The 21,172-nt window shown below is 41.0% G+C and carries 13 protein-coding genes; 7 read left to right on the top strand and 6 right to left on the bottom strand.

All coding sequences use genetic code 11. The annotated features are described in order from the left end of the window. Positions 1–5: 5 nt before the first annotated feature. The 3 genes from J4E76_RS01760 to J4E76_RS01770 all read left to right on the top strand — a co-directional run bounded on the left by J4E76_RS01760 (position 6) and on the right by J4E76_RS01770 (position 7,482). Positions 6–2,423, top strand: coding sequence for an ABC transporter permease (locus J4E76_RS01760; RefSeq protein WP_208500804.1), 2,418 nt, complete (start codon positions 6–8; stop codon positions 2,421–2,423). Positions 2,424–2,467: 44 nt separating this feature from the next. Next, on the top strand, positions 2,468–4,882 hold the full coding sequence (locus tag J4E76_RS01765) for an ABC transporter permease (protein WP_208500805.1): 2,415 nt from the start codon (positions 2,468–2,470) through the stop codon (positions 4,880–4,882). A 143-nt stretch (positions 4,883–5,025) separates the two neighbouring features. Continuing rightward, a complete protein-coding gene (locus tag J4E76_RS01770) occupies positions 5,026–7,482 on the top strand; it encodes an ABC transporter permease (protein WP_208500806.1) in 2,457 nt (818 codons plus the stop codon). Between the two features lie 84 nt (positions 7,483–7,566). On the opposite strand, the gene J4E76_RS01775 is transcribed toward J4E76_RS01770, so the two are convergent. The 5 genes from J4E76_RS01775 to J4E76_RS01795 all read right to left on the bottom strand — a co-directional run bounded on the left by J4E76_RS01775 (position 7,567) and on the right by J4E76_RS01795 (position 13,778). After that, the gene (locus tag J4E76_RS01775; RefSeq protein ID WP_208500808.1) at positions 7,567–7,962 is read right to left on the bottom strand and encodes a hypothetical protein; all 396 of its coding nucleotides are present in this window, start codon (positions 7,960–7,962) and stop codon (positions 7,567–7,569) included. A gap of 78 nt (positions 7,963–8,040) precedes the next feature. After that, positions 8,041–9,243: a tRNA 2-thiouridine(34) synthase MnmA gene (gene mnmA, locus J4E76_RS01780; protein WP_208500810.1), complete on the bottom strand. Its 1,203-nt coding sequence runs from the start codon at positions 9,241–9,243 to the stop codon at positions 8,041–8,043. A gap of 110 nt (positions 9,244–9,353) precedes the next feature. Continuing rightward, positions 9,354–10,688 (bottom strand): amidohydrolase family protein, encoded by a 1,335-nt coding sequence (locus J4E76_RS01785; RefSeq protein ID WP_208500811.1) that lies wholly within the window; start codon positions 10,686–10,688, stop codon positions 9,354–9,356. Between the two features lie 8 nt (positions 10,689–10,696). Then, positions 10,697–12,058: an amidohydrolase gene (locus tag J4E76_RS01790; protein WP_208500813.1), complete on the bottom strand. Its 1,362-nt coding sequence runs from the start codon at positions 12,056–12,058 to the stop codon at positions 10,697–10,699. 28 nt (positions 12,059–12,086) lie between these two features. After that, positions 12,087–13,778: an amidohydrolase family protein gene (locus tag J4E76_RS01795; protein WP_208500815.1), complete on the bottom strand. Its 1,692-nt coding sequence runs from the start codon at positions 13,776–13,778 to the stop codon at positions 12,087–12,089. A gap of 247 nt (positions 13,779–14,025) precedes the next feature. On the opposite strand from J4E76_RS01795, the gene J4E76_RS01800 reads away from it, so the two are divergent. After that, positions 14,026–15,963 (top strand): histidine kinase, encoded by a 1,938-nt coding sequence (locus J4E76_RS01800; RefSeq protein ID WP_208500816.1) that lies wholly within the window; start codon positions 14,026–14,028, stop codon positions 15,961–15,963. Next, a complete protein-coding gene (locus tag J4E76_RS01805) occupies positions 15,960–16,718 on the top strand; it encodes a LytTR family DNA-binding domain-containing protein (RefSeq protein ID WP_208500818.1) in 759 nt (252 codons plus the stop codon). The genes J4E76_RS01800 and J4E76_RS01805 overlap by 4 nt, the downstream gene beginning before the upstream one ends. Before the next feature lie 385 nt (positions 16,719–17,103). Here the strand turns inward: J4E76_RS01805 and J4E76_RS01810 are convergent, their stop codons facing one another. Further along, entirely contained in the window at positions 17,104–19,587 is a 2,484-nt protein-coding gene (locus tag J4E76_RS01810; RefSeq protein ID WP_208500820.1) for a zinc-dependent metalloprotease, read from the bottom strand. Between the two features lie 123 nt (positions 19,588–19,710). Between J4E76_RS01810 and J4E76_RS01815 the strand changes: the two genes are divergently transcribed. Together J4E76_RS01815 and J4E76_RS01820 are read left to right on the top strand one after the other, a co-directional pair. Beyond that, complete coding sequence (locus J4E76_RS01815) at positions 19,711–20,601, top strand: sterol desaturase family protein (RefSeq protein WP_208500822.1); 891 nt, start codon at positions 19,711–19,713, stop codon at positions 20,599–20,601. Between the two features lie 39 nt (positions 20,602–20,640). Next, the gene (locus J4E76_RS01820) at positions 20,641–21,156 is read left to right on the top strand and encodes a hypothetical protein (RefSeq protein ID WP_208500824.1); all 516 of its coding nucleotides are present in this window, start codon (positions 20,641–20,643) and stop codon (positions 21,154–21,156) included. Positions 21,157–21,172: the final 16 nt, after the last annotated feature.

The raw sequence follows: 21,172 nt of genomic DNA on the forward strand, positions 1-21,172 counted from the left end.
AAATCATGGTCATCTCGAACATTCGTTTCGCTTTTAGGCAACTCAATAAAAACAAAGTGTTTACCATCGTCAATGTGGTGGGGCTGGCGCTTTCAATGGTTGCTTGCCTCTTGATCTTTAAGTATGTCAGTTTTGAAAAAAGCTATGATGCCTATCATGAAGAAGCTGAAGATATCTATAGGATATACCGAATAGCCGATGGTGAAGATCCAGACGATGGTGTGGCTTCAATCTTTCCTGGTATAACACCATTGCTTAAGAGAGAAATCCCCGAATTTGAGTATGTAACTAGGGTTATTGGTTCCGATAAAATGTTTCAATCCTTCGCTTTTACACATTTTTCGAGTGAGGGGAAAGCCAATACCTTCAACATGCCAAAGGCATTTTTTGCCGATCATGATGCACTTGACATTTTCAAACTCAACTGGCTTGAAGGACAGAATTCGCGTTCCTTACAAAATCCTAACGAGCTGGTCATTTCACAGTCTTTCGCAAAGCGATTCTTTGGGGATGCAGAAGCAGTAGGTCAGGTATTAAGGTTCAAGAACATGGAAGTCGATTACCTGGTGACAGGTGTATTTGAGAATGTTCCCGAAAACAGTCACTTTAAATTCAATGTCCTGTGCTCATTCAGTTCACTTCCAGAAGAGTGGGAGCTAGATACGTCATTTGGTTGGGGTAACTTCTATACCTATGCCAAGCTGGTAGACAATTCGGACTTGGTTTCTTTAGAACCGAAAATGAATGATTTAATCAGTCAGCACGGAGAGACGTGGTATAAGGAAGAGGGCATTTATTTTAAATTTCAAAACATACCGGATATTCATTTAACGTCACATCACAGTTACGAATTAGAGGCCAACGGGAATAAATCTACTGTGCTGTTTCTTTCCATTATCGGAGTTTTCATTATGGTGATTGCCTGGGTCAACTACATTAATTTGAGCACATCAAAGTTGGTAGAAAGAGCAAAGGAGGTAGGCATTCGGAAGGTAATGGGCGGCTATCGCAGACAGTTGATTGGTCAGTTTTTGTCTGAGTCTTTGTTGGTCAATCTATTTGCACTGGTTTTGGCGTTGACAGCCCTTCAGCTTAGCCGAAACTTTTTCGAATCATTGATCGGAATCGAAGTCAACTATTTTTCAGGTAACGATCTCAACGTGACTTTAGGATTTGCTGTGCTGTTCTGCCTTGGCTCTTTGCTTTTCGGTTTATATCCGGCTGTCTTGTTCTCAGGTCAGAAAATAAGTAGTGTTTTAAAGGGAAAGTCGAAGGTGAGCAAGTCTGGGCTTCAATTGAGAAGAGGCTTAACTGTCTTCCAATATGTGATTGCTGTAGTACTCATTCTGGGTACAGTAGTGGTTAAGTCTCAGTTAGAATTTATTCAAAAAGAGTCCCTAGGAATGAATATTGACAGGACTTTGATTGTGAAAAAACCATTTGTCGAACAAGAGAATAGGTCTTCTAGTAAATCAACCTTTATCAATAAGGTGAGACAGATGAGCGATATCAGCGCTATAAGTGCCTCCTCAGAAATTCCAGGTTATGAAATTTCTAGAATGAGATGGGTTGCCTTAGGACCTGATGCTGATGATAAATCTCTTTATGCCAAAGATCTGGCGATAGATGATTCTTTTGTCGATTTATATCAAATTGAAGTGCTGTACGGACGGAATTTTTCAACAGATTTTGCTGATTCAACTTCAGTAATTTTGAGTCTTTCGGCTGCAGAACATCTGTTGGGATCAGAGGACTTAGAGAAATGGATTAACCAAACCATCTATTATGAAACGGCTCCTTATCGCTTGGTAGGAATAGTCGATGACATTAGTCAAGAATCGCTAAAGGCAAATGCAAAGCCTCATATATATACGTATCGCGATCGTGATAAATTTTACTCGATTAAGGTCGATGCTTCTGATGTTGGCGCTACAATTGAACGAGTACAAAGTGCATTTAATATGAGTTTTGCTTCTAGCCATTTCGACTATTTCTTTTTGGATGCTTATTTTGATAGACAGTACAAGGCAGATCGCCTATTTGGACAGATCTTTAGTTTTTTCTCATTATTAGCGATTGTTATTACCTCCCTAGGCTTATTCGGACTATCTCTTTATAACATCGGTCAGCGATCTCGAGAGGTTAGTATTAGAAAGGTACTTGGTGCTTCTGTCAATAGTATATTCTATTTATTGACCAAGGAATACATACTATTGATGCTATTAGCATCGATAATCGCTATGCCAATTGGGTACTACTTCGTAGATCAATGGCTCAATGCCTTTGCCAGTAGAACGACATTATCGTGGACGCTTTTCCTACTTCCCGTCCTAATTGTTTCTGTACTAACTCTTCTGACGGTTTTGTATCAGGTAATAAAGACTGTGTTTGCCAACCCTGCCGATTCACTTCGGTACGAATAGTCACAAATTTATTTATAGCAAGTCTCTAAGCTAATAGCACTCTCATGATCAAGAATTACTTTTCTATAGTTCTCAGAAGTCTCAAGAAGAAGAAAGTCTTTGCTTTTATTAATATCTGTGGCTTAGCGATTGGTATTTGTGCCTTCCTGCTGATTTTAGATTTTATTTCGTTCGAAAATAGCTTCGATAATTTTCATCAGAAGGGCGATAGAATTTATCGTGTTCAATATGAAAAGATCAGTGCCGATCGTCATGACAAAAGTGCTGGTTTGGCGGCAGGTGGTGGTCCAGCATTAATGGAAGCCTACCCGGAGGTTGAGACTTTCAGTAAAATATGGGGTACAAACCATATGGTTAACCTCATAAAAGTCAATGATGAACCCTTTGAGTCAGAGAAACTCTTTTATGCAGATAGTAGTTTCTTTGAGTTATTTGACTTTGACTTTCTGGCAGGCAATAGAATGACTGTTCTTGATGAGGTTAACTCAATTGTCATCACCGAAAGTGCTGCTGAGAGGTTTTTTGGTAGAAAAGATGTGTTAAATGAGGCAGTCTATCTTCAGAATGGGATGACCAACGTAGTGGTCAAGGTAACCGGTATTTTGAAAGACTTACCTGCAAATACGCATTTCGATTTTGAAGTATTAGTGTCCTTCGAGTCACTGGTAAATGCAACGGAGACGGCTGCCAATTCTTTCGGATGGAATGCCTTTCCAACCTATCTTTTGCTGAAGGAAGGAGTGGACCCTTCAATACTAGAAGCTAAGTTTCCTGATTTTATCGAAACGCACTATCAAAATGCAATTGGTCAAGGCATTCAACCTCTTTATAAGCTTAGATCACTAGAAGACATTTACCTGCATTCAAATGTACGGTTCGAGGTTGGCCCAACTGGCAGTTATCAGGTACTTCAGATTCTGACAGGAATTTCTGTCTTCATCATCATCCTTGCTTACTTTAATTACATCAACATTACCACTGCTCAGGCCTTAGATAGAGCTAAAGAAGTAGGAGTGAGAAAGGCAGCAGGCGCGAATAAAGCACAGTTATTCACACAGTTTATGGTGGAGTCGTTCTTCTTTAATTTTTTAAGCATGGCAGCAGGGTTCACCCTGATGCAAGTCTCCAAGCCTTTATTCACAGAGGTCATAGGGAAGGAATTTCCCATTGGTCTCACATTCAGTACTGCTCAATTTTTAGCACTCATAATCATTCTTGTAATGGGCACCTTGTTCTCTGGGCTTTACCCAGCTTGGATTCTGTCTAAACTTAAGACCTCTGAAGTGTTACGAGGAAAGACAAATGTACGGGGAAGGTCAGGGTTTTTAAGAAAGAGCTTAGTGGTGGTACAGTTTAGCATCTTATGTTTTCTTTTGGTAGGTAGTCTCGCTGTTAGAGAGCAAATTCAATATATGCTCAATGCGGATTTGGGCTTCGACCCAAATCAAGTTTTGGTAATCAAAGGTCCAGCTGCCGGTGGAAACACCAATTTGGACACCAAGCTACAGAGCTTCATGGCAAGGCTAGAGTCAACTCCTCAGGTTATTGAAGCTTCTCATTCGACTGTTGTTCCTGGAAAAGAAATCTCCTGGATTAATAACGATGTAAGGAGGGAAGGGGCATCAGAAAGCGAGTCTGCTTCTATCCATTTTATCGGAGTAAGTGATAACTATCTCAATACACTGGACTTAAAACTACTAGCAGGTAGAAATTTTGATAAAGAAATCTTGAGTGACACAGGTAGCATTCTGTTGAGCAATTCAGCCTTAAAAGCGCTTGGGTTCACTTCACCTGAGCAAGCCATTGATCAGAAAGTAATGACCTTCGGAGAAAGACGTGTTATTGGTGTAGTCGATGATTATATGCAAGAATCGTTTAAGAAGGGCTATAATGCTACAGCTTACCTGTTGGCACCTTGGGCCAATAATTATTTCAGTCTAAAGATTTCTGCAGGCAATGCACAGGGTGTAACAGAGTCTTTGGAGAAAATTTACCGAGAACATTTTGCCGGTAATCCATTCGAATATTTCTTCCTAGATGAGTTCTTTCAAAGACAGTTCGAGGAAGACAGGACATTTGCTAAAACCTTCAACCTATTTACGCTTTTGGGCATTTGGATCTCCTGCCTGGGGCTTATCGGTCTCACGCTTCATGCTGTATCACTGAGAAGAAAGGAGATAGGTATTAGAAAGGTATTAGGTGCAAAACTTCTAAATGTTGTTGTTCTAGTCTCAGGCAAGCTTATTTACCCTATTGTCATTGCAGTAGTACTGAGTATCCCAGTCACCTATTATTTGGTAAACCAATGGCTACAGAATTACACTTTTGCTACTAACTTGGGACCTACGGTGTTTATTCTTCCGGTTTTAGCGATAGTTCTGCTTACCTTAATAACTACTTCAATACTTTCGATCAGAACGGGGCTCAAAAACCCTGTAGATTCGCTACGGTATGAGTGATTGATTCGTGTCATCATGAAACAAAAGTGTGTCATCATGATACGCTTTTTTTAATCCATTATATCTTAAGTGTTTGAAAATGAGTGTTATAGTGTTTTGGTACAGGCATTGCAACTTGTTTGTCAGATAAAACTCAAAATATCATGTTTAGAAATCATCTTTTTGTCGCATTAAGAAACTTTCAAAAGAGAAAGTCTTTCACATTCATCAACATATTAGGCTTAACTGTTGGCATGACAGTCTGCTTGCTCATTTTAACATATGCTCGCTATGAAATGAGTTATGATAAGTTTCATGATCGCGCGGATGACATCTATAGAATCACTGTAGATATCTATAATGGCGAGGACTTTCAGGTAGCTGATGCACAGTGCTATCCAGCAGCGGGTAAGCTGGCAAAAGAAGAATTCTCAGAAATTGAAGATTATGCGATGGCAAGGCATTTTGGTCGAATGCTCTTGAAGAATGGCGATAAAGCTTTTAATGAGGATAGGTTGTACTGGGCAAACCCAGCATGGCTAAAGATATTTGATTGGCAGATGGTTCTGGGTGATCCCGAAACAGCTCTGGAAGATCCAGATGTATTGGTAATTACTGAAAGCACGGCTAAGAAGTACTTTGGTGATGAGGATCCCATTGGAAAGATTCTAACCGTAGTTCCAGGTGGTGCTGAGGTGCCCATGATCGTGAAGGGAGTAATAAAGGATGTCCCTGAAAATGCTCACCTTAAGTTTGACGTACTTGGTTCTTACGCGAGTGCTGTGAAGTACATGGGTAGCAGCTATGACAATTTTGGTGGAAACAATGAGTTCATGTATGTATTGGCTAATAAGCCCCTAGATAACGATTTTCAAAAACGTTTTAATACGTCATATTACTCTAAAACAGGCCCTTTTGCCGATAGAGGTGATAGTTTAGTCATTCAACCACTAACTGAAATACATCTTAATTCAGATAAGACTTACGAAGCAGATGTAAATGGTAGCCAGTCCATAGTCAATATTCTTTTGGTGGTAGCCGGGTTTGTACTGTTGATCGCTTGGGTTAACTATATAAACCTTTCCACGGCTAGAGCTATGGAGCGAGGTAAAGAGGTAGGTGTAAGAAAGGTACTCGGCTCGAATAAGCAATCATTGGTATTCCAGTTCTTGATGGAATCTGTAATGCTGAATTTTCTTGCGCTGATACTTACAATCACTTGTATTCAAGGTGTGCTACCGTTCTTCAACAACCTAGCAGGCGTTTCACTTTCATTCAATGTTTTCAGCGAACCTGATTTACTGATGCAAGTGGTCGGAATCTTCTTTGTTGGGTCTATAGCCTCTGGTATCTACCCTGCCTTAGTATTGTCAAATTATCGTCCGCTTGCCGTACTTACAGGCAGGTTAAAGGATTCTAAAGGTGGTTTGATCCTGCGTAAGGGATTGGTAGTATTTCAGTTCATGATCACTATGCTGCTGTTAGTTGGTACAATCACTATATACAAGCAGGTGAATCACATGAGGTCTCAATCTTTAGGAGTTGATATTGATCAAACCATAGTCATTAAGTCACCAATCCTTGTAGATGAAGATGAGCAGCAAGTTTCTAAGCGAAATACATTTAAAGCAGAAATTAAAAAAATAGCTCAAGTATCCGCTGTTACCTATTCTGAAACAGTTTTCGGTCAAGGAACTATCGATATGAATACAACCACCGGTATGAAGACTATCGAAGGCGAAGTAGGTGACGGAGTCAACTGGTCATTTTATAGAGTAGACGAAGACTTCGTACCAACCTTTGGGTTCGAAATTCTGGCTGGAAGAACGTTTGACAGTAACTTGGAACAGTTAGTGCCTGAAAGAGAAGCATTATATGAAGGCGTAATGATTAATGAGACTGGTAGAAAAGTCTTTGGTTTTGAATCAAATGAAGCAGCTGTAGGCTCAAAAATCAATCGTTTCGGAATAGTGTCTACTATTGTGGGTGTGTTTGCTGATTACAATCACCACTCCCTAAAGACAAAGGTTGATCCAACAATGTTTTGGTTCGATAAGGATGCTAATGCATCGAACTATGTATCTATTAGAGTCAATGGAGGACAAAACCCAGGAGAGAGTTATAAGACTATCTTAAGTGATATTCAGTCTGCTTATCGAGAGGTGTATCCTGCAAGCGACTTTGACTACTTCTTCTTAGATGAAAACTTTGAAAAGCAGTACAAAGCGGATAGGCAATTTGGAACTGTATTTACAACTTTTGCAGGCATCACAATTTTTGTAGCGGTACTAGGTTTGTTCGGTTTGGTGCTTTATGAGGTGCAACAGCGAATCAAAGAAATTGGTATCAGAAAAGTGCTAGGAGCAAGTGTATCAACGATTATTCAATTACTCTCTTCTAGCTTTTTGAAACTCATTACGATTGCAATAGTCCTTGCTTTGCCGATCGCTTATTTTGGAATGAATGAATGGCTATCGGGTTACGCTTATCGAATAGACCTCTCAGTATTACTATTTATTATTCCGGCCGTAACACTCTTGGGAGTTGCTTTGATCACGGTGGCTACGCAAGCAGTCAAAGCAGCTAACGAAAACCCAGTGAAGTCATTGAGGTACGAATAGTGTCTATTAGACATATATCCATAAAAAAAAGCCCCGATTACAGTCGGGGCTTTTTTACAACCAAAAACATACTAAGCAAAACGGTTAGTTTCCACCACCGCGCCTACCGCCTCTTTGAGCGGCTATTTCCTTTTTATATTCCTCATATGAAGCCCATTGCTTTTCATTGAATATGGCCTTCAGTTTCTTGTCATTCTCTTCTTGGAACTTGGTGATTACATCACGCATTCCAGCTCGGTCACCACTGGCTCTCATTTCCTGAAGCTTCTCATTTCGAGCTTTGCCTGTAGCTAAAAGTACATCATATGTCTTTTTGTACTGATCGTCTGAAAGACCGAATTTCTCTTGGAAGGTCTCTGCTTGCGTCTTAGCAGCTTCTTCTGGACTCATTCTTTGTCCTCTTTGACCGCCACCTCTTTGTGCCTGAGCAGCCATGCCGATAAACAAAAGCATACTCATCAATAAAAATGTTTTTCTCATGATCTTAGATTTGTTAATTCTAAGACAATCAACAGCACAAAAAGTTTAATTGATATTTAAGGAGGGAAGGAAGTGGGCTTAGGAGATCTCTCCAGAACCCACTAATTCATTGCCATCATACCAAGCCACAAACTGCCCTGGCGCAATGCCTTTTTGGTGATCATCAAATATGACATAAAGACCATTCTCTTCTAGAAAAAGCTCAGCTGCTTCTAGTGGTTGACGATACCTGATTCGGGCATCAAATCTTTTCGACTGACCAACTTCCAACTGAAGATCTTCTCTTACCCAATGAATGTTCTCATTGGGGACAAAAAGCCCTTTTCTTAAAAGTCCAGGATGATTATCGCCTTGACCTGTATAGATCACATTGTGCTCAGTATCCTTTTCTATAACAAAAAGAGGCTCAGGTGTGCCACCCACAGCTAGTCCTTTTCTTTGACCGATAGTGAAGTAGTGTGCTCCATTATGCTCTCCAACTAGCTTTCCGTCATCAGGGCTATAGCTATACGGAGTTGTCAACGACACTAGCGACTCATGTTTAGCATTAGTATCGATGCTAACCTGAGGATTGTAAGTTTTGAAATTACTGGCACCCGGTTCAAGCTCTCGGATTTCCCCAGTCTTTGGAGCAAGCTGTTGTTGAAGAAAATCGGGGAGTCTTACTTTTCCAATGAAGCATAGTCCTTGAGAATCTTTCTTCTCTGCTGTAACAAGGTCTAGTGATTTGGCAATTTCTCTTACCTCAGACTTTTGCATATGACCAATAGGGAAGAGGGCCTTTGCAAGCTGTTCCTGATTAAGCTGACATAAGAAGTAGCTTTGATCCTTATTCTGATCGGCACCGGCTAATAATCTATGAACTTCTTTACCGTCTTTTGTGATCGTTTCCTTTTGAACATAATGTCCTGTAGCAACAAAGTCAGCTTTTAGCTTCATGGCAGCCTTCAGGAAGATGTCAAACTTCACCTCCCTATTGCAAAGAATATCTGGATTAGGCGTTCGTCCTTTCTCATATTCATCAAACATATAGTCTACAATACGTTCCTTGTACTGCTCACTTAGATCAATAACATGAAATGGGATTCCCAGCTTCTCAGCCACTGCCAAAGCGTCATTACTGTCTTCTACCCAAGGACATTCCTCGGAAATAATAACGGAGTCATCCACCCAATTGCGCATAAACATCGCAATCACTTCATACCCTTGCTCTACTAACAAGTGTGCAGTGACACTTGAATCAACCCCACCAGAAAGTCCTACTACTACTCTTTTACCCATGATTTTCTCCGATTACGAAGCTTAACAATGATTCTGTAAAAATAGTTGAATTGTGCATAAAAAAAGGCCCCGACAAGTCGGGGCCTTTTCTAAGGTTGAGGTTGAGTTGGTTATCTCTTCTTAATGTCGATGGCTTTTTTGTCCTTGTCGACACTAGGAGTTCTATTTAGGAATTCGTCATAAAGTCTAATTTGACGTGAAGTCATTGGTACTTTATAACCATCAATAAATAGGTCAGTGATTTTTGTTGCTGTTTCGAATGGATCACCAGTGGCCACGAAAATGTTAGCTTTCTTACCCACTTCGATGGATCCAACCTGGTCACCAATACCGAGAATTTCCGCAGCATTGATTGTGATAGCTTTTAACGCTTCCTCACGGCCCATTCCATAGGCAGCTGCAAAACCAGCATGGTAAGGAAGGTTTCTTACGTTTTCAGAATCCATTGTTCTTAAAGCAACTTTAACACCTGCTTTTGACATAATACCTGGATTAGCATAAGCTGCATCATAAGCATCTGACTGACGCGTAGGAATGGCCTGCACAGGTCCGGTTATCACTGGAAGTCCTGACTCAGCAATCTGATCGGCAACTCTCCAGCCTTCAGCAACACCCGTAAGGATTACTTGCTTATAGCCTCTTTCTTTTACCCACTCAATTGTAGCAACAATGTCCTTAGCGGCATTAGCTTCAATGAAAAGCATCATCTCACCTTTTACTACAGGCACAAGCGCCTCGATCTCAGGGTATGATCTAACTTCATCAGAGTTTTCCAACTTAGCATATAGCTCAGCCTTGTCCCATGCAGCATTGACGGTTTTCAAGGCTCTTTCTTGTCTCTTCTTAGCCTCTTCAGGAGAAAGTCTTCTGAATCTTCTTCCACCACCGGTAGAAGGGAAGTTCATGACAATTCCTTTAGATCCTGCAAACATTTGATCAGGTGTATACCCAAAAAGGTTTATAGTAGCAGCTGTACCAGAAAGTACTCCGCCTCTTGGCATTGTCCAAACAGTAGTAACACCACTCACTCTTGTTACAGGGATAGCTGTAGAGTTAGGATTCACTGCCGTCAAGGCCTGCATTTGAGGTGTTAAGGTACCGAATTCTCTAAAGTCATTGGCTTCAGAAATACTTCCAATCTCAGCAAGGCCTAATGTAGTGCCACCATCAATCATTCCAGGGTAAATCTCTTTGCCCTGGTAATCAAAAACTTCAGCATCGGCTGGAATACTTACATTGGCGCCAACGGCTTCAATAATGCCATTGTTAATGATGATGGTGCCATTTTCGATAATACCGTTGGTGACGGTATAAATCTTGGCATTGGTCAAAGCAAACTTGCCTGAACGCGCTTTCATGACTTGATCATCCTCCTGTGCAAATGACATAAGAGGAATGATGGCAAGCATTAGTAGTGCTGCGAATAATGTTCTTATATTTTTCATTTCTCTTATCATTTTTTGTTAGAGAATAATTCTTCAAGTGATAGCACATTTGCACCTTCTAGGCATCTGTGATCATCATGTCTGTCATAGATCATAACTTCTTCTATCGAAGACTCAGGGTTGATATAAAGTCTTACATCACCTTTGTCAATTGATTTGTCGAAGTATTTAACACCGTCAACAAATGTCATTAAAGGAACGGCATAAACTGATAGTGGATGACCGTCAAAGATTGCGATGTCTGCATCTTTTCCAACCTCAATAGAACCAACTCTATTATCAATACCCAATTGCTTAGCAGGGTTCAGTGTGATTAGGGCTAGGGCTTGATCATCAGACAGGTTTCCATATTTCTGCGTTTTAGCCGCTTCGTGGAAAAGGTGTCTGATTAACTCGCCAGAATCTGAATTGATAGAAGTTGTTACACCATTTTCAGTTAAAATAGCTGCATTGTAAGCAGTCGAGTAGTACACTTCTAATTTGTATGCCCACCAATCTGCGAAGACAGAAGCGCTTGCTCCAAAAGCAGCTAGTTCTGGTGCTACCTTGTAAGCTTCGTTGGCATGTTGGAATGTCAATTTCGGGATGCCGAAATCGCTGAACACCTTCATTAACATATAAATCTCATCAGCTCTGTATGAGTGACAGTGTACTAATACATCACCATTCATAATATCAACAAGCGTCTGCATTCTTAGGTCATACTCAGGAGCAACTTTTCTAGCTGATTTGTCAGCATTGTAAGCGTCCCACTTTTTACGGTAGGCAACAGCTTGAGTAAACGAGTTGCGAAGCATGTTCTCAACTCCCATACGACTTTGAGGCTGAATTCCTCTAGAACGACCACCACGTGTTGGGTTTTCACCAAGAGCAAACTTGATTGTTCTTGGAGCACCTTCAAACCTAAGGTCATCAGGGTTAGTAGTGCCGTACCTAAGTTTCATTGTCTCATTCTGACCACCAATTACGTTGGCAGAGCCATGCATTAAGTGGATGCTGGTAACACCACCGGCCAAAGCACGGTAGATAGATACGTCAAGTGGATTGACAACATCTTCCATGCTTACTTCAGCAGTCACTTGACTTGTACCTTCATTAATTGCACTACCCGCTATATGGGAATGAGCATCTATAATACCCGGCATCACAAACTTGCCAGTAGCATCAACGCTCTCAACACCACGAGGAGCACGAAGTCCTTTACCGATTCTCGAGATTTTACCGTCTCTTATCAGTACGTCAGTATTCTCAAGTGTACCATTGGTCACTGTCAATACAGTTCCATTCTTAATTAATAAATCTCCCTTTTGGACTTGTGCCAATGCCATCGTGCTAAAGAAGGCGAGGAGAAGGGTTAGTATATTTTTCATTTTCATGATTTGTGTCTTTTTGAGTCGATTACTTACCGTCTTTTGTAGCAGTAAATCCTAATTCAAAGCTCTGACCGCCTACAGAAACAGATGCCTGAGCGTCAAATTCAGTACCAGAGATGCTACCTTCAACTACAACAGTTACAGATTGGCCGCCAGCATCGATGTCAAAATCGAATGTTAGTTCACCATCTCTAAAATTGATGTTGTTCATGTCGTTGTCCGGTGTTCCATCATTACTTGTAAGTACGCCTGTGTATTTACCGTCTTCTTTCTTAATGATCATTTTTCCTCCTTGAGGTTCCCCTGGAGTAACTAGCTCATAAATCCAAGTACCAACAAGTGCGTCACCACCAGCAGCGGCAGGAGCCTCCTCTTCGGTTGCACTGTCATCTTTCTTAGCCTTCTTTTCTTTGACATCATAAACATGCTTAGTGCCGTCTACAAACATCATTTTTATTTGAGAGTCCTTTGTGAAGTAAGGAGCAGTAGAAACCATTAGGTTAGCCATCTTTCCACTTTCAACAGAACCAGTCACTTGATCAATACCAAGCATTGAAGCCGGATTGGTAGTCAGTGCTGCCAATGCATCATCTGCGCTTAGACCATTTTCGATCAGGGTCATAACGTTCTTCTTGATTTTACTAGCACTAGCGCCTCTAGCAGAGAAGCCGAACTTAACACCAGCGGCTTGAAGGGCAGCAGCCTGGCCAACATGTGTCTTATAGAATTCCATTCTTCTTGCTTCTAGTGACTTCACCTCGTCAGACTTGTCATCAGACTTTGAATCTTTTGGTTCGTCCGGAAGGTCGAGAGATAGGAAAATTGGCGTACCGCTGGCTTTTAGCTCGTCTACCAAATCCCATGCTTGCTTAACACCAGAAAGCATTAGGTTGAAACCCAAGTCATTCTGAAGTCGCATTGCTCGTCTTACATCAAGCATACTGCTTACGTCAAACATTACAGGCTTGCTTTTTCCTATTACAGGGTGGAAAGCCAAGCTCACTCTATCATTAACGGGTCTTGGTAGACCAGCAGGGTTTTGGGCATATAGTTCTGTGTGGTTCTTGTGGTTTTCCGCATTGCGGTAAAGGTTTCTCCACTTAGCCATGATACCTAGGATGTTTCCAGGGTATGCCCCAGGAGCACCTACCCATTGCGCGTAAAGCGCAACATCCTTTGCCATAACAATCTCATCCATATGAGTCGCTTCATTAAGAACAATTAATGAACCAGAACCTGGTAGCATTCTTCCGTAAGGCACACTGTGAGAAATGGCAAAACCAACTTTTCTCATATTAGTAATGCTGCTGCTCTTGATGTCGATTTGGCTCAGTACACTGTTTTCAGGTGTGATACCCGCATAATCATTAGGAGGGTCCGGTGTAAAAAGGTTCTGAGGTCTTGGTAAGTTATCAGGTCTTTTAGCACCTGTGTTGGACATGCCATCAATAAAGGCAGGGTATACATATAATCCAGAAGCATCGATTACCTCTGCATCATCCGGTATGGAAACATTGGTTCCAACACCTATTATTAATCCGTTTTTAACTACCACGGTGGCACCTTTCATTTCACTACCCGGTTTTGTGATGACCGTAGCATTGGTAATTGCATAAGTAGTAGTTACCGCAGATGTTCCCGTAGGATCACTCTGAGCAAATAAACTTGTCTGCAATACTGTGAATGAAAGCAGCAACACTAAGTGTAGGCGTAACATTCGAAGCGATTTCATATTTAGCAATTTAGTTATGATTTGTTCAAGGGGATAATATACTCCAAAGGTGCTGTCATTTCAAAGTCAAATATGAGAGTGGTTCAATAATGATTTTGGGGGTAAACTGATTGTCTCGTCAGTGCACAAATATCAATTCAAAGGCAACACTTATCAATTGATGAGAAGCTTTGAGGATGGTATTGTTTCAAAGCCCTAAATTGGGACAGCAACCACTAAACTAAGCTTGACAATGACTCCAATTAAGATGAGGGCTGGACTCATAATTGGTATCCTGCTATCTATAAGTCAGATTTCTTTTGCTCAAAATGATGAAGAGAAAGCCCTGACCGGTGTTTTAGATTCACTTTATCGTGTCATATTCACTTTTAATTATACCGATGAATCTACCTATGAACCACGTTTTTCTCAGTTCGCGAACACCATCGATTCAGTATTGAAAATTAGCTCTGAAAAGCAATATAAGCCTGTTTATTACAAAGCAGTCAATGTCAGGTTTATCCATCTTAAGTATCAGGATGAAGTAGTCAAGTCAAGAGACTTGTTGGACGAAACGATAGACTATGCATTGGATAATGGGGATTCCCTTTATTATGCTCAGTTCACTTATTTTATTGGTAACCTCTTCTCTAGACAAGATAAAGATGATTCTGCATTAGTATATTATGAGAAAGCGCTGGATATTTCGAGGCAGATCGGTAGGCGCCAAGTTGAGGCGGCATCCGTAAATGCCATTGCCGTTACTTATGCTGGTTTGGACAGGGATGACCTGGCTGTTAAATACTATTACAAATCGCTCGTCATAGCCGAAGACTTAAAAGATTCATCCCAGATTGCCACAGCAGTTGGCAACCTAGCCACAGCTTATAGCAGAATGGAAGTAGGAGATTCATCTCTTTATTACGCCAAAAGAGCTTACGACCTGGCATTGGTGACCAATGAGATAGCTGTTAAATGGCATGCTTTGAATTCATTGACCATTGGCTCTTACTTGAAGAGAGACTATCGTGGAGCTCTAAGATATGCCAATCAACTGAGAGATGAAGTCACGCCTATAGAAGAATACGGTTTCTTGATCACTTCTCATTTGTACAGGAGTAAGACCCTGGCGGCTCAAAACCGATTAAATGAAGCATATAGTTATGCAGAAAAGAGTTTAGAGCTTGCGCGGGAATTTGAAGTAACAAGAAATGAGATGAATGCTTTGAATTGGTTAGTCGAGCTGGCCAGCGACAGGCGAGATTACAAGAACGCTTTGAGCTATGAACAAGAAAGAAGTGTGCTTCAGGATAGTTTAAATCAAGTCAAGGCCAATCAAAGGATAGAGCAGCTTTCTGCCAAGTATGAGAATCAGGAGAAGGAAGATAAAATAGCTGCGCTAAACCTTTTGCAAAAAGAAAGTAAAGCGCGTGAGCGGACTCAATTGTGGTTTTTTGGTACGCTGACACTGCTTTTGATCGTTTCCTTTCTATACTTCTACAAACTATTTAAAAGCAGAATTGAAGTAGAGCAACTGGCCAAGCAAAAGGCTAAAAATGACCTGCTCAGGTCTCAATTGAACCCACATTTTCTATTCAATGCCCTCTCATCAATACAATTGTTTTTGATCGACAAAGGACAAGGATCCAATGCCTTGAATTACTTATCAAAGTTTGCCAAGTTGATGAGGCGAATCCTCGAAAATAGTAGGAGAGACTTAGTTTCGCTAGATGCCGAAGTATCGACTCTAAGACACTATCTAGATTTGCAAAAGATTCGTTTTGACAATCGCTTTGACTATAGAATGGAAATAGATACTGCCGATGATATATCTGAGATATTGATTCCTCCCATGTTTGCACAGCCATTTATCGAGAATTCATTGGAACATGGAATTGCCGAAATGGAGAATGGGCTCATCTTGGTAAGTTTTAAGCAGGAAGATGATGTTTTGAGGTTCAAGGTAGAAGATAATGGCGTTGGACTTTCAAAAGCCACTTCGCTCAAAAAAGCCGGTTTAGATGATGATCATGAGCCAATGGCCACTAAGATTACCGAGGATAGGATAGAGCTATTGAAAAAGCAGTTGAAGCGAAATATTTCCTTTATTGCCAAAGATAAGCTCAGTGATAACAAGGAGATAATCGGTACCGAGGTGATTTTTGAACTCCCAATTCAGTTTGTTCAATGAATGCAGTGATCATAGACAATGAGCCTAAAATCAGAGAAGCTTTAGTCAAGCTTCTGGAAATCTATTGCCCTTCGGTAAATGTCTTGGGTGAAGCCGATGGCTGTGTATCGGGTAAGCTCCTGATTGATCAGTTATCTCCGGAATTGATTTTTCTTGATGTAGAAATGGATGATGGCAGCGGTATAGATTTGATCAAATCAAATCCACAGGTAGCTGGCCATGTAGTGTTTATTACAGCACATGACAAATACGCAATTGATGCATTTAAATGTAGTGCTTTAGATTTTCTACTTAAACCTATTGATCCAGAGGATCTTATAAAGTCAGTTGATAAGGTAAGGAATAATAAAAGCACGCTTGATTTGAAGACTCGAATTGAGGTTTTGGAAGGCCACCTGAGTAAGAGGATCGAGCAAAACAAGATCGTGCTAAGTGATTCAGAATGCATGCATTTGGTGGATGTAAATGAGATTCTCTGGTGTGCGGCCGAGGGAAGTTATACCCGCTTTGTACTTATGGATAACGAAGAGATTCTTGTATCAAAGAACCTCAAATCATATGAAGAGTATATGAACCGTTCAAGCTTTATCCGCATTCACCACTCATATCTAGTTAATGTCAATCATATCAAAAGGTTTGAGCGCAACGAAGGAGGGTATCTCATTATGGCCAATGGCGCTACCTTACCTGTTTCTGTGCGCAAAAAGGACAACCTCATGCAGGTTCTCAAAAAGTGGAACCAACAACACTTATAAGATATAAGTGATCAGGTATTGATCCATATTCTATGAATGCCAATTGTCGGCCTTAGACTGCCATTTGATCCCACATATTAGCATTGAAAGCACGATGATCATGAGCTGATTGCTCTCAATTTGATTTCAGGTCTGTGCTTGGATATTGGGGTTTCGATTAATGCTTCGTTTAGGCGATTTTTAGCGAAGCGAAAGACAATCAGTCAAGTCAATTCTCAGGGCGTTTTTTAAGCAATTCTGCCCAAAAGTTTTGGTTGTGTCAGGCATGGGGTCAGTACGTGGTCCCATGCATTCTTTAATGTCAAATTGTAGTTGAAAGTTAGAATGAAAAAAGGGCCCGAACGGGGCCCTTCTTAATTTGGTTTTGTATGTGACTTCCGATTGCTTATTTAGGGTCTAAAATATCCGCAATCCTATCTTTTAAGTCTTCAAGGTGTACTCGGCTAGCCCTATCAGAATATCTTCCAATAGCACTATTTACCTCTCTTTGAAGCGTTTTAAGTTCTGATTTGACAACAGGACGAATATCGGACTGACTCATATCAACTTGTCTGGCCTGAAACTGATTTACCTCGTTGGTCATCATAAACTCTAAACGCTCAACAAATGCACGCTGTAAGTTTCTTCTATACGTGTTGATGGCTGTGCCACTAGCCAATTCAGAGAAAAGTCCCTTTCTGGCATCTGCAAACATCTGATAGATGGTGTAAGTATTCCTTCCTTTGAAGGCTTCGGCTTCGATTAGACGTTGTGCCCTTGTAGGATCGAGTAGTCTGTTTAAGAAAGATACTTGTGTCGCTCTGATACGGTTTACCGCGCCATGACTTTCCATTTTTCTTAATAATTCCTCATCTAACAACCAATCTGGTTTAGCGAAAGCATACTTGTTCATCCAGTTCATAGCGTCTACCTGAAGGCTTTCAGACACTACATTGTAGACAGTACCTTCTTGGTCGGTTGACTTAAAGTCTTCAGTGATTCCACCCACATTGGTAATGACATGACCTACAAAGCGTCTCCACTGTCCAATGATCTCGTTGTAGATTTCACGTGTATCGTCATAATTCTCACCATCAGTGGTGGTCCAGTCCAGAAGGTTAGGCACAACCTTCATTAGGTTCTCCATACCATAAGTACTCGCTAAAACACTATTATCGCCTAAGTCTTCAGTTTGTGATTCAGGGTTAGAACCATTGCTGCTTCCAAATCGGAACATACGGTCATCCGCTTTATCCAGGATCCACTGATCTAAGGTTGCTTTTTCGGCTTCAGGTGTGTTGGCATTAGGAATTACTCTGTATCCCCAGTTGATAACATACTTGTCATATGGGCCGATTTTACGGATAAATCTAGTAACACCATCACCAGGCTGAGCGATATAGTTTACGCGGGCATAATCCATAATAGTTGGTGCTACACCGTACTCCTGAGCAAACTCAGGATTTCTCAAAGATTCAACAGGGTAAGACGAACTAGCTTTCATATTATGAGGTAAGCCCAGTGCATGACCTATTTCATGCGCGATTACTGCTCTCATCATTTCACCAATATCTTCCGCAGGAGTATCTAATGTTCTGGCTCTAGGGTTAGCAGCGCCAGTTTGAATCAAATACCAGTTTCGGTATGATCTCAAGTGGTTGTGGTACCAGATAATATCACTTTCTATGATTTCACCTGTTCTTGGATCGGCAGTACTTGGCCCAGTTGCATTTCTGGTCATGTTGGCGATATACCTTACCGTAGAGTAACGAGTATCTTCCGGACTCCAATCAGGGTCTTCTTCTTTTGAAGGTGGGTCTTTGGCGATAATAGCATTTTTGAAACCAGCGGCCTCAAAAGTCACTTGCCAATCCTCAATACCCAATTTGAACCACTTTCTGAATTTTTCTGGAGTTGCTGGATCTAGATAGTATATGATAGGCTTTACTGGCTCAACCAATTCACCTCTGGCGTATGCAGCCGGATCTTTAGGTTCTAATCTCCATCGCTTTAAGAAACGAACTTGATCGCCTTTCAACTTGTCTGAGCTAAAATTAACGTTGCCCATTGTAAACCAACCCACACGTTGATCGGCCAAACGAGGCATCATCGGGTTCTCAGGTAGCTTAATCATAGACTGGGCTACTTGCATTGTAATTAAACCAGTATTCCCATTTGAAGGAGGTCTACCGGCATCATATGTCATTACCTGACGTACCTCAACGTTTTCAGGAAAACTCTTTACAGACTCAGTATAGCTCTTTTCAGCATCCAGTCTTCTTACCTGAAACTGTGATCTAAATCTAAAGTTCATTGCACTGATCGCTCGTGTATCGCCAGTGAAAAACTTGGTAACATCTACTAGATAAGCACTTGAATCTTCAGGCTGACCAGTGACTTTAAATGCTCCAATAATAGGAGCGAAGTTGTTGTTCATTACCGACTTGTAGATGGCATCGGTACTGTCCGCTACATTATTAAAGGATACTTTTTTAAGTAGTATTTTGCCTTCTCTGTGTTCCCAACGTACTACTTGCTCTATCATTTTAGAACCTGAACCCACAAAGCCACCACCGAAATTCTCAGGTGCAGATACAAGTCTGGTTACCCATAGCATGTCTTTTCCAAGCTCAGCTTTCGGGATTTCATACATGATTTTACCATCCTTCTGGTAAACTTTGAATAAGCCTTCATCTGAAGTCATTCCTTTTACAAAAGATTGGTAAGTCTTCTCCTTTTTTGGAGGAGTAGGTTTTTCGGCTACTTTTTCTGCTTCGGCCTGTTGGTTTCGTTTTTTTCTTTGGGCAAAACCATCATTAACGATTGCCGTCATAAACAAAGCCACCAAACTAAGGCTGATTGTTTTAAACAATGTGTATTTCCTTTTCATAGGGTTGATTTTCATTTGTATGTAATGACGCATATTCATAGCAAAGCATGAAAAGTTATTCTCAAAGTGGGTAATTGATTATGTTAGTGGTCAGATGAGCATAGAAATGACCAAAATTTTAGCATGATTGACTGGCAGTTAGTAGGGGATGCATATAGAGGTTACGCCAATTACTTATGGCAGGAGATCACGTTTCAGTATGATTATAAACCCATTTGGCAAAATTACTTTTGGGCACTGATTGGTATCTCATTGATATTTCTGGCTTGGGAATGGCTGAGGCCATGGCGAAAGGACCAGCCAAAGTTTAGAAAGGACTTCTGGTTGGACGCCTTCTATATGTTTTTCAATTTCTTTCTGTTCTCGCTGATCATCTTTAATGCGCTTTCCAATGTGGTGGTAGATGCTTTCAATGGCCTGCTGGCCGACTTTGGTATCAGCAATCTAGTAGCCATTGAAATTGGTTCATGGCCCGTGTTTGCCCAGCTATTTGCCTTATTTATCATTAGGGACTTCATTCAGTGGTGGACACACAGGCTGCTTCACGCAGTACCAGCACTATGGGAGTATCATAAGGTTCACCACTCAGTAGAGCAAATGGGCTTTGCAGCACATTTGAGGTATCACTGGATGGAAACTATAGTATATCGAACCATAGAGTACATTCCTCTTGCCATGATCGGCTTCGGTATTGATGATTTCTTCTTTGTACACATGTTCACTCTGGCAGTAGGACATTGGAATCATGCCAATATTAAAGTCAACTTGGGCCCTTTGAAGTATATTTTTAATAACCCGAATATGCATATGTGGCATCATGCACATGATTTGCCAGAAGATCGGCAGCGTGGGGTCAACTTCGGCTTAACACTGAGCGTGTGGGATTATCTGTTTGGAACGGCCTATATTCCTTCAAGTGGTAAGTCGATTAAATTGGGCTTTCCTGGAGTGTCCAAATTCCCGAAAACATTCATCGGTCAGATTTTCCACGGTTTCAGCAAGAAAGACCAATGATCCAAATCTGCTTATCTTTAATTTCCAAAAACTAAGACCATGAAAAGACTTTTTAGCCTAGCCGTTTGCCTTTTATTAACAGCACCCTTATATGCACAAGATGCTAAACCTGAGGATGTTAAATCTGCGGATGCGATTATTGCTGCTTTGTATGATGTGATTTCTGGCCCAGCAGGCGAAAAGAGAGATTGGGACCGTATGAAAAGCTTGTTCATTCCTGAAGGTAGATTAATGCCAACGGGTAAAGGGCCTGATGGTGTGGGGTATAGAACCTGGACTGTTCAGGAATATATAGATCAGGCGGGCGCAAACTTGGAGAAAATGGGCTTCTTCGAAGTGGAGATTAGTAGAAAATCAGAGGCCTACGGCACCATCTCTCATGTTTTCAGTACCTATGAATCACGAAAAACTCTAGAAGATAAAGAGCCCTTTGCAAGAGGTATTAACAGTATTCAATTGCTAAATGGAGGTGATCGTTGGTGGATCGTTAGCGTGTTTTGGATGGGAGAGACGCCCGAATACAAGTTGCCTAAGAAATACTTGAAGAAGAAATAGCGCTAAGGACTTCGAC

The organism is Roseivirga sp. E12, assembly GCF_017592825.1.
Classification (GTDB): domain Bacteria; phylum Bacteroidota; class Bacteroidia; order Cytophagales; family Cyclobacteriaceae; genus Roseivirga.

Excerpts from the sequence above, each read along its gene's own strand:
- J4E76_RS01760 (WP_208500804.1), top strand. The coding sequence starts at position 6 with ATGGTCATCTCGAACATTCGTTTCGCTTTTAGGCAACTCAATAAAAAC.
- J4E76_RS01765 (WP_208500805.1), top strand. The coding sequence starts at position 2,468 with ATGATCAAGAATTACTTTTCTATAGTTCTCAGAAGTCTCAAGAAGAAG.
- J4E76_RS01770 (WP_208500806.1), top strand. The coding sequence starts at position 5,026 with ATGTTTAGAAATCATCTTTTTGTCGCATTAAGAAACTTTCAAAAGAGA.
- J4E76_RS01775 (WP_208500808.1), bottom strand. The coding sequence starts at position 7,962 with ATGAGAAAAACATTTTTATTGATGAGTATGCTTTTGTTTATCGGCATG.
- mnmA (WP_208500810.1), bottom strand. The coding sequence starts at position 9,243 with ATGGGTAAAAGAGTAGTAGTAGGACTTTCTGGTGGGGTTGATTCAAGT.
- J4E76_RS01785 (WP_208500811.1), bottom strand. The coding sequence starts at position 10,688 with ATGAAAAATATAAGAACATTATTCGCAGCACTACTAATGCTTGCCATC.
- J4E76_RS01790 (WP_208500813.1), bottom strand. The coding sequence starts at position 12,058 with ATGAAAAATATACTAACCCTTCTCCTCGCCTTCTTTAGCACGATGGCA.
- J4E76_RS01795 (WP_208500815.1), bottom strand. The coding sequence starts at position 13,778 with ATGTTACGCCTACACTTAGTGTTGCTGCTTTCATTCACAGTATTGCAG.
- J4E76_RS01800 (WP_208500816.1), top strand. The coding sequence starts at position 14,026 with ATGACTCCAATTAAGATGAGGGCTGGACTCATAATTGGTATCCTGCTA.
- J4E76_RS01805 (WP_208500818.1), top strand. The coding sequence starts at position 15,960 with ATGAATGCAGTGATCATAGACAATGAGCCTAAAATCAGAGAAGCTTTA.
- J4E76_RS01810 (WP_208500820.1), bottom strand. The coding sequence starts at position 19,587 with ATGAAAAGGAAATACACATTGTTTAAAACAATCAGCCTTAGTTTGGTG.
- J4E76_RS01815 (WP_208500822.1), top strand. The coding sequence starts at position 19,711 with ATGATTGACTGGCAGTTAGTAGGGGATGCATATAGAGGTTACGCCAAT.
- J4E76_RS01820 (WP_208500824.1), top strand. The coding sequence starts at position 20,641 with ATGAAAAGACTTTTTAGCCTAGCCGTTTGCCTTTTATTAACAGCACCC.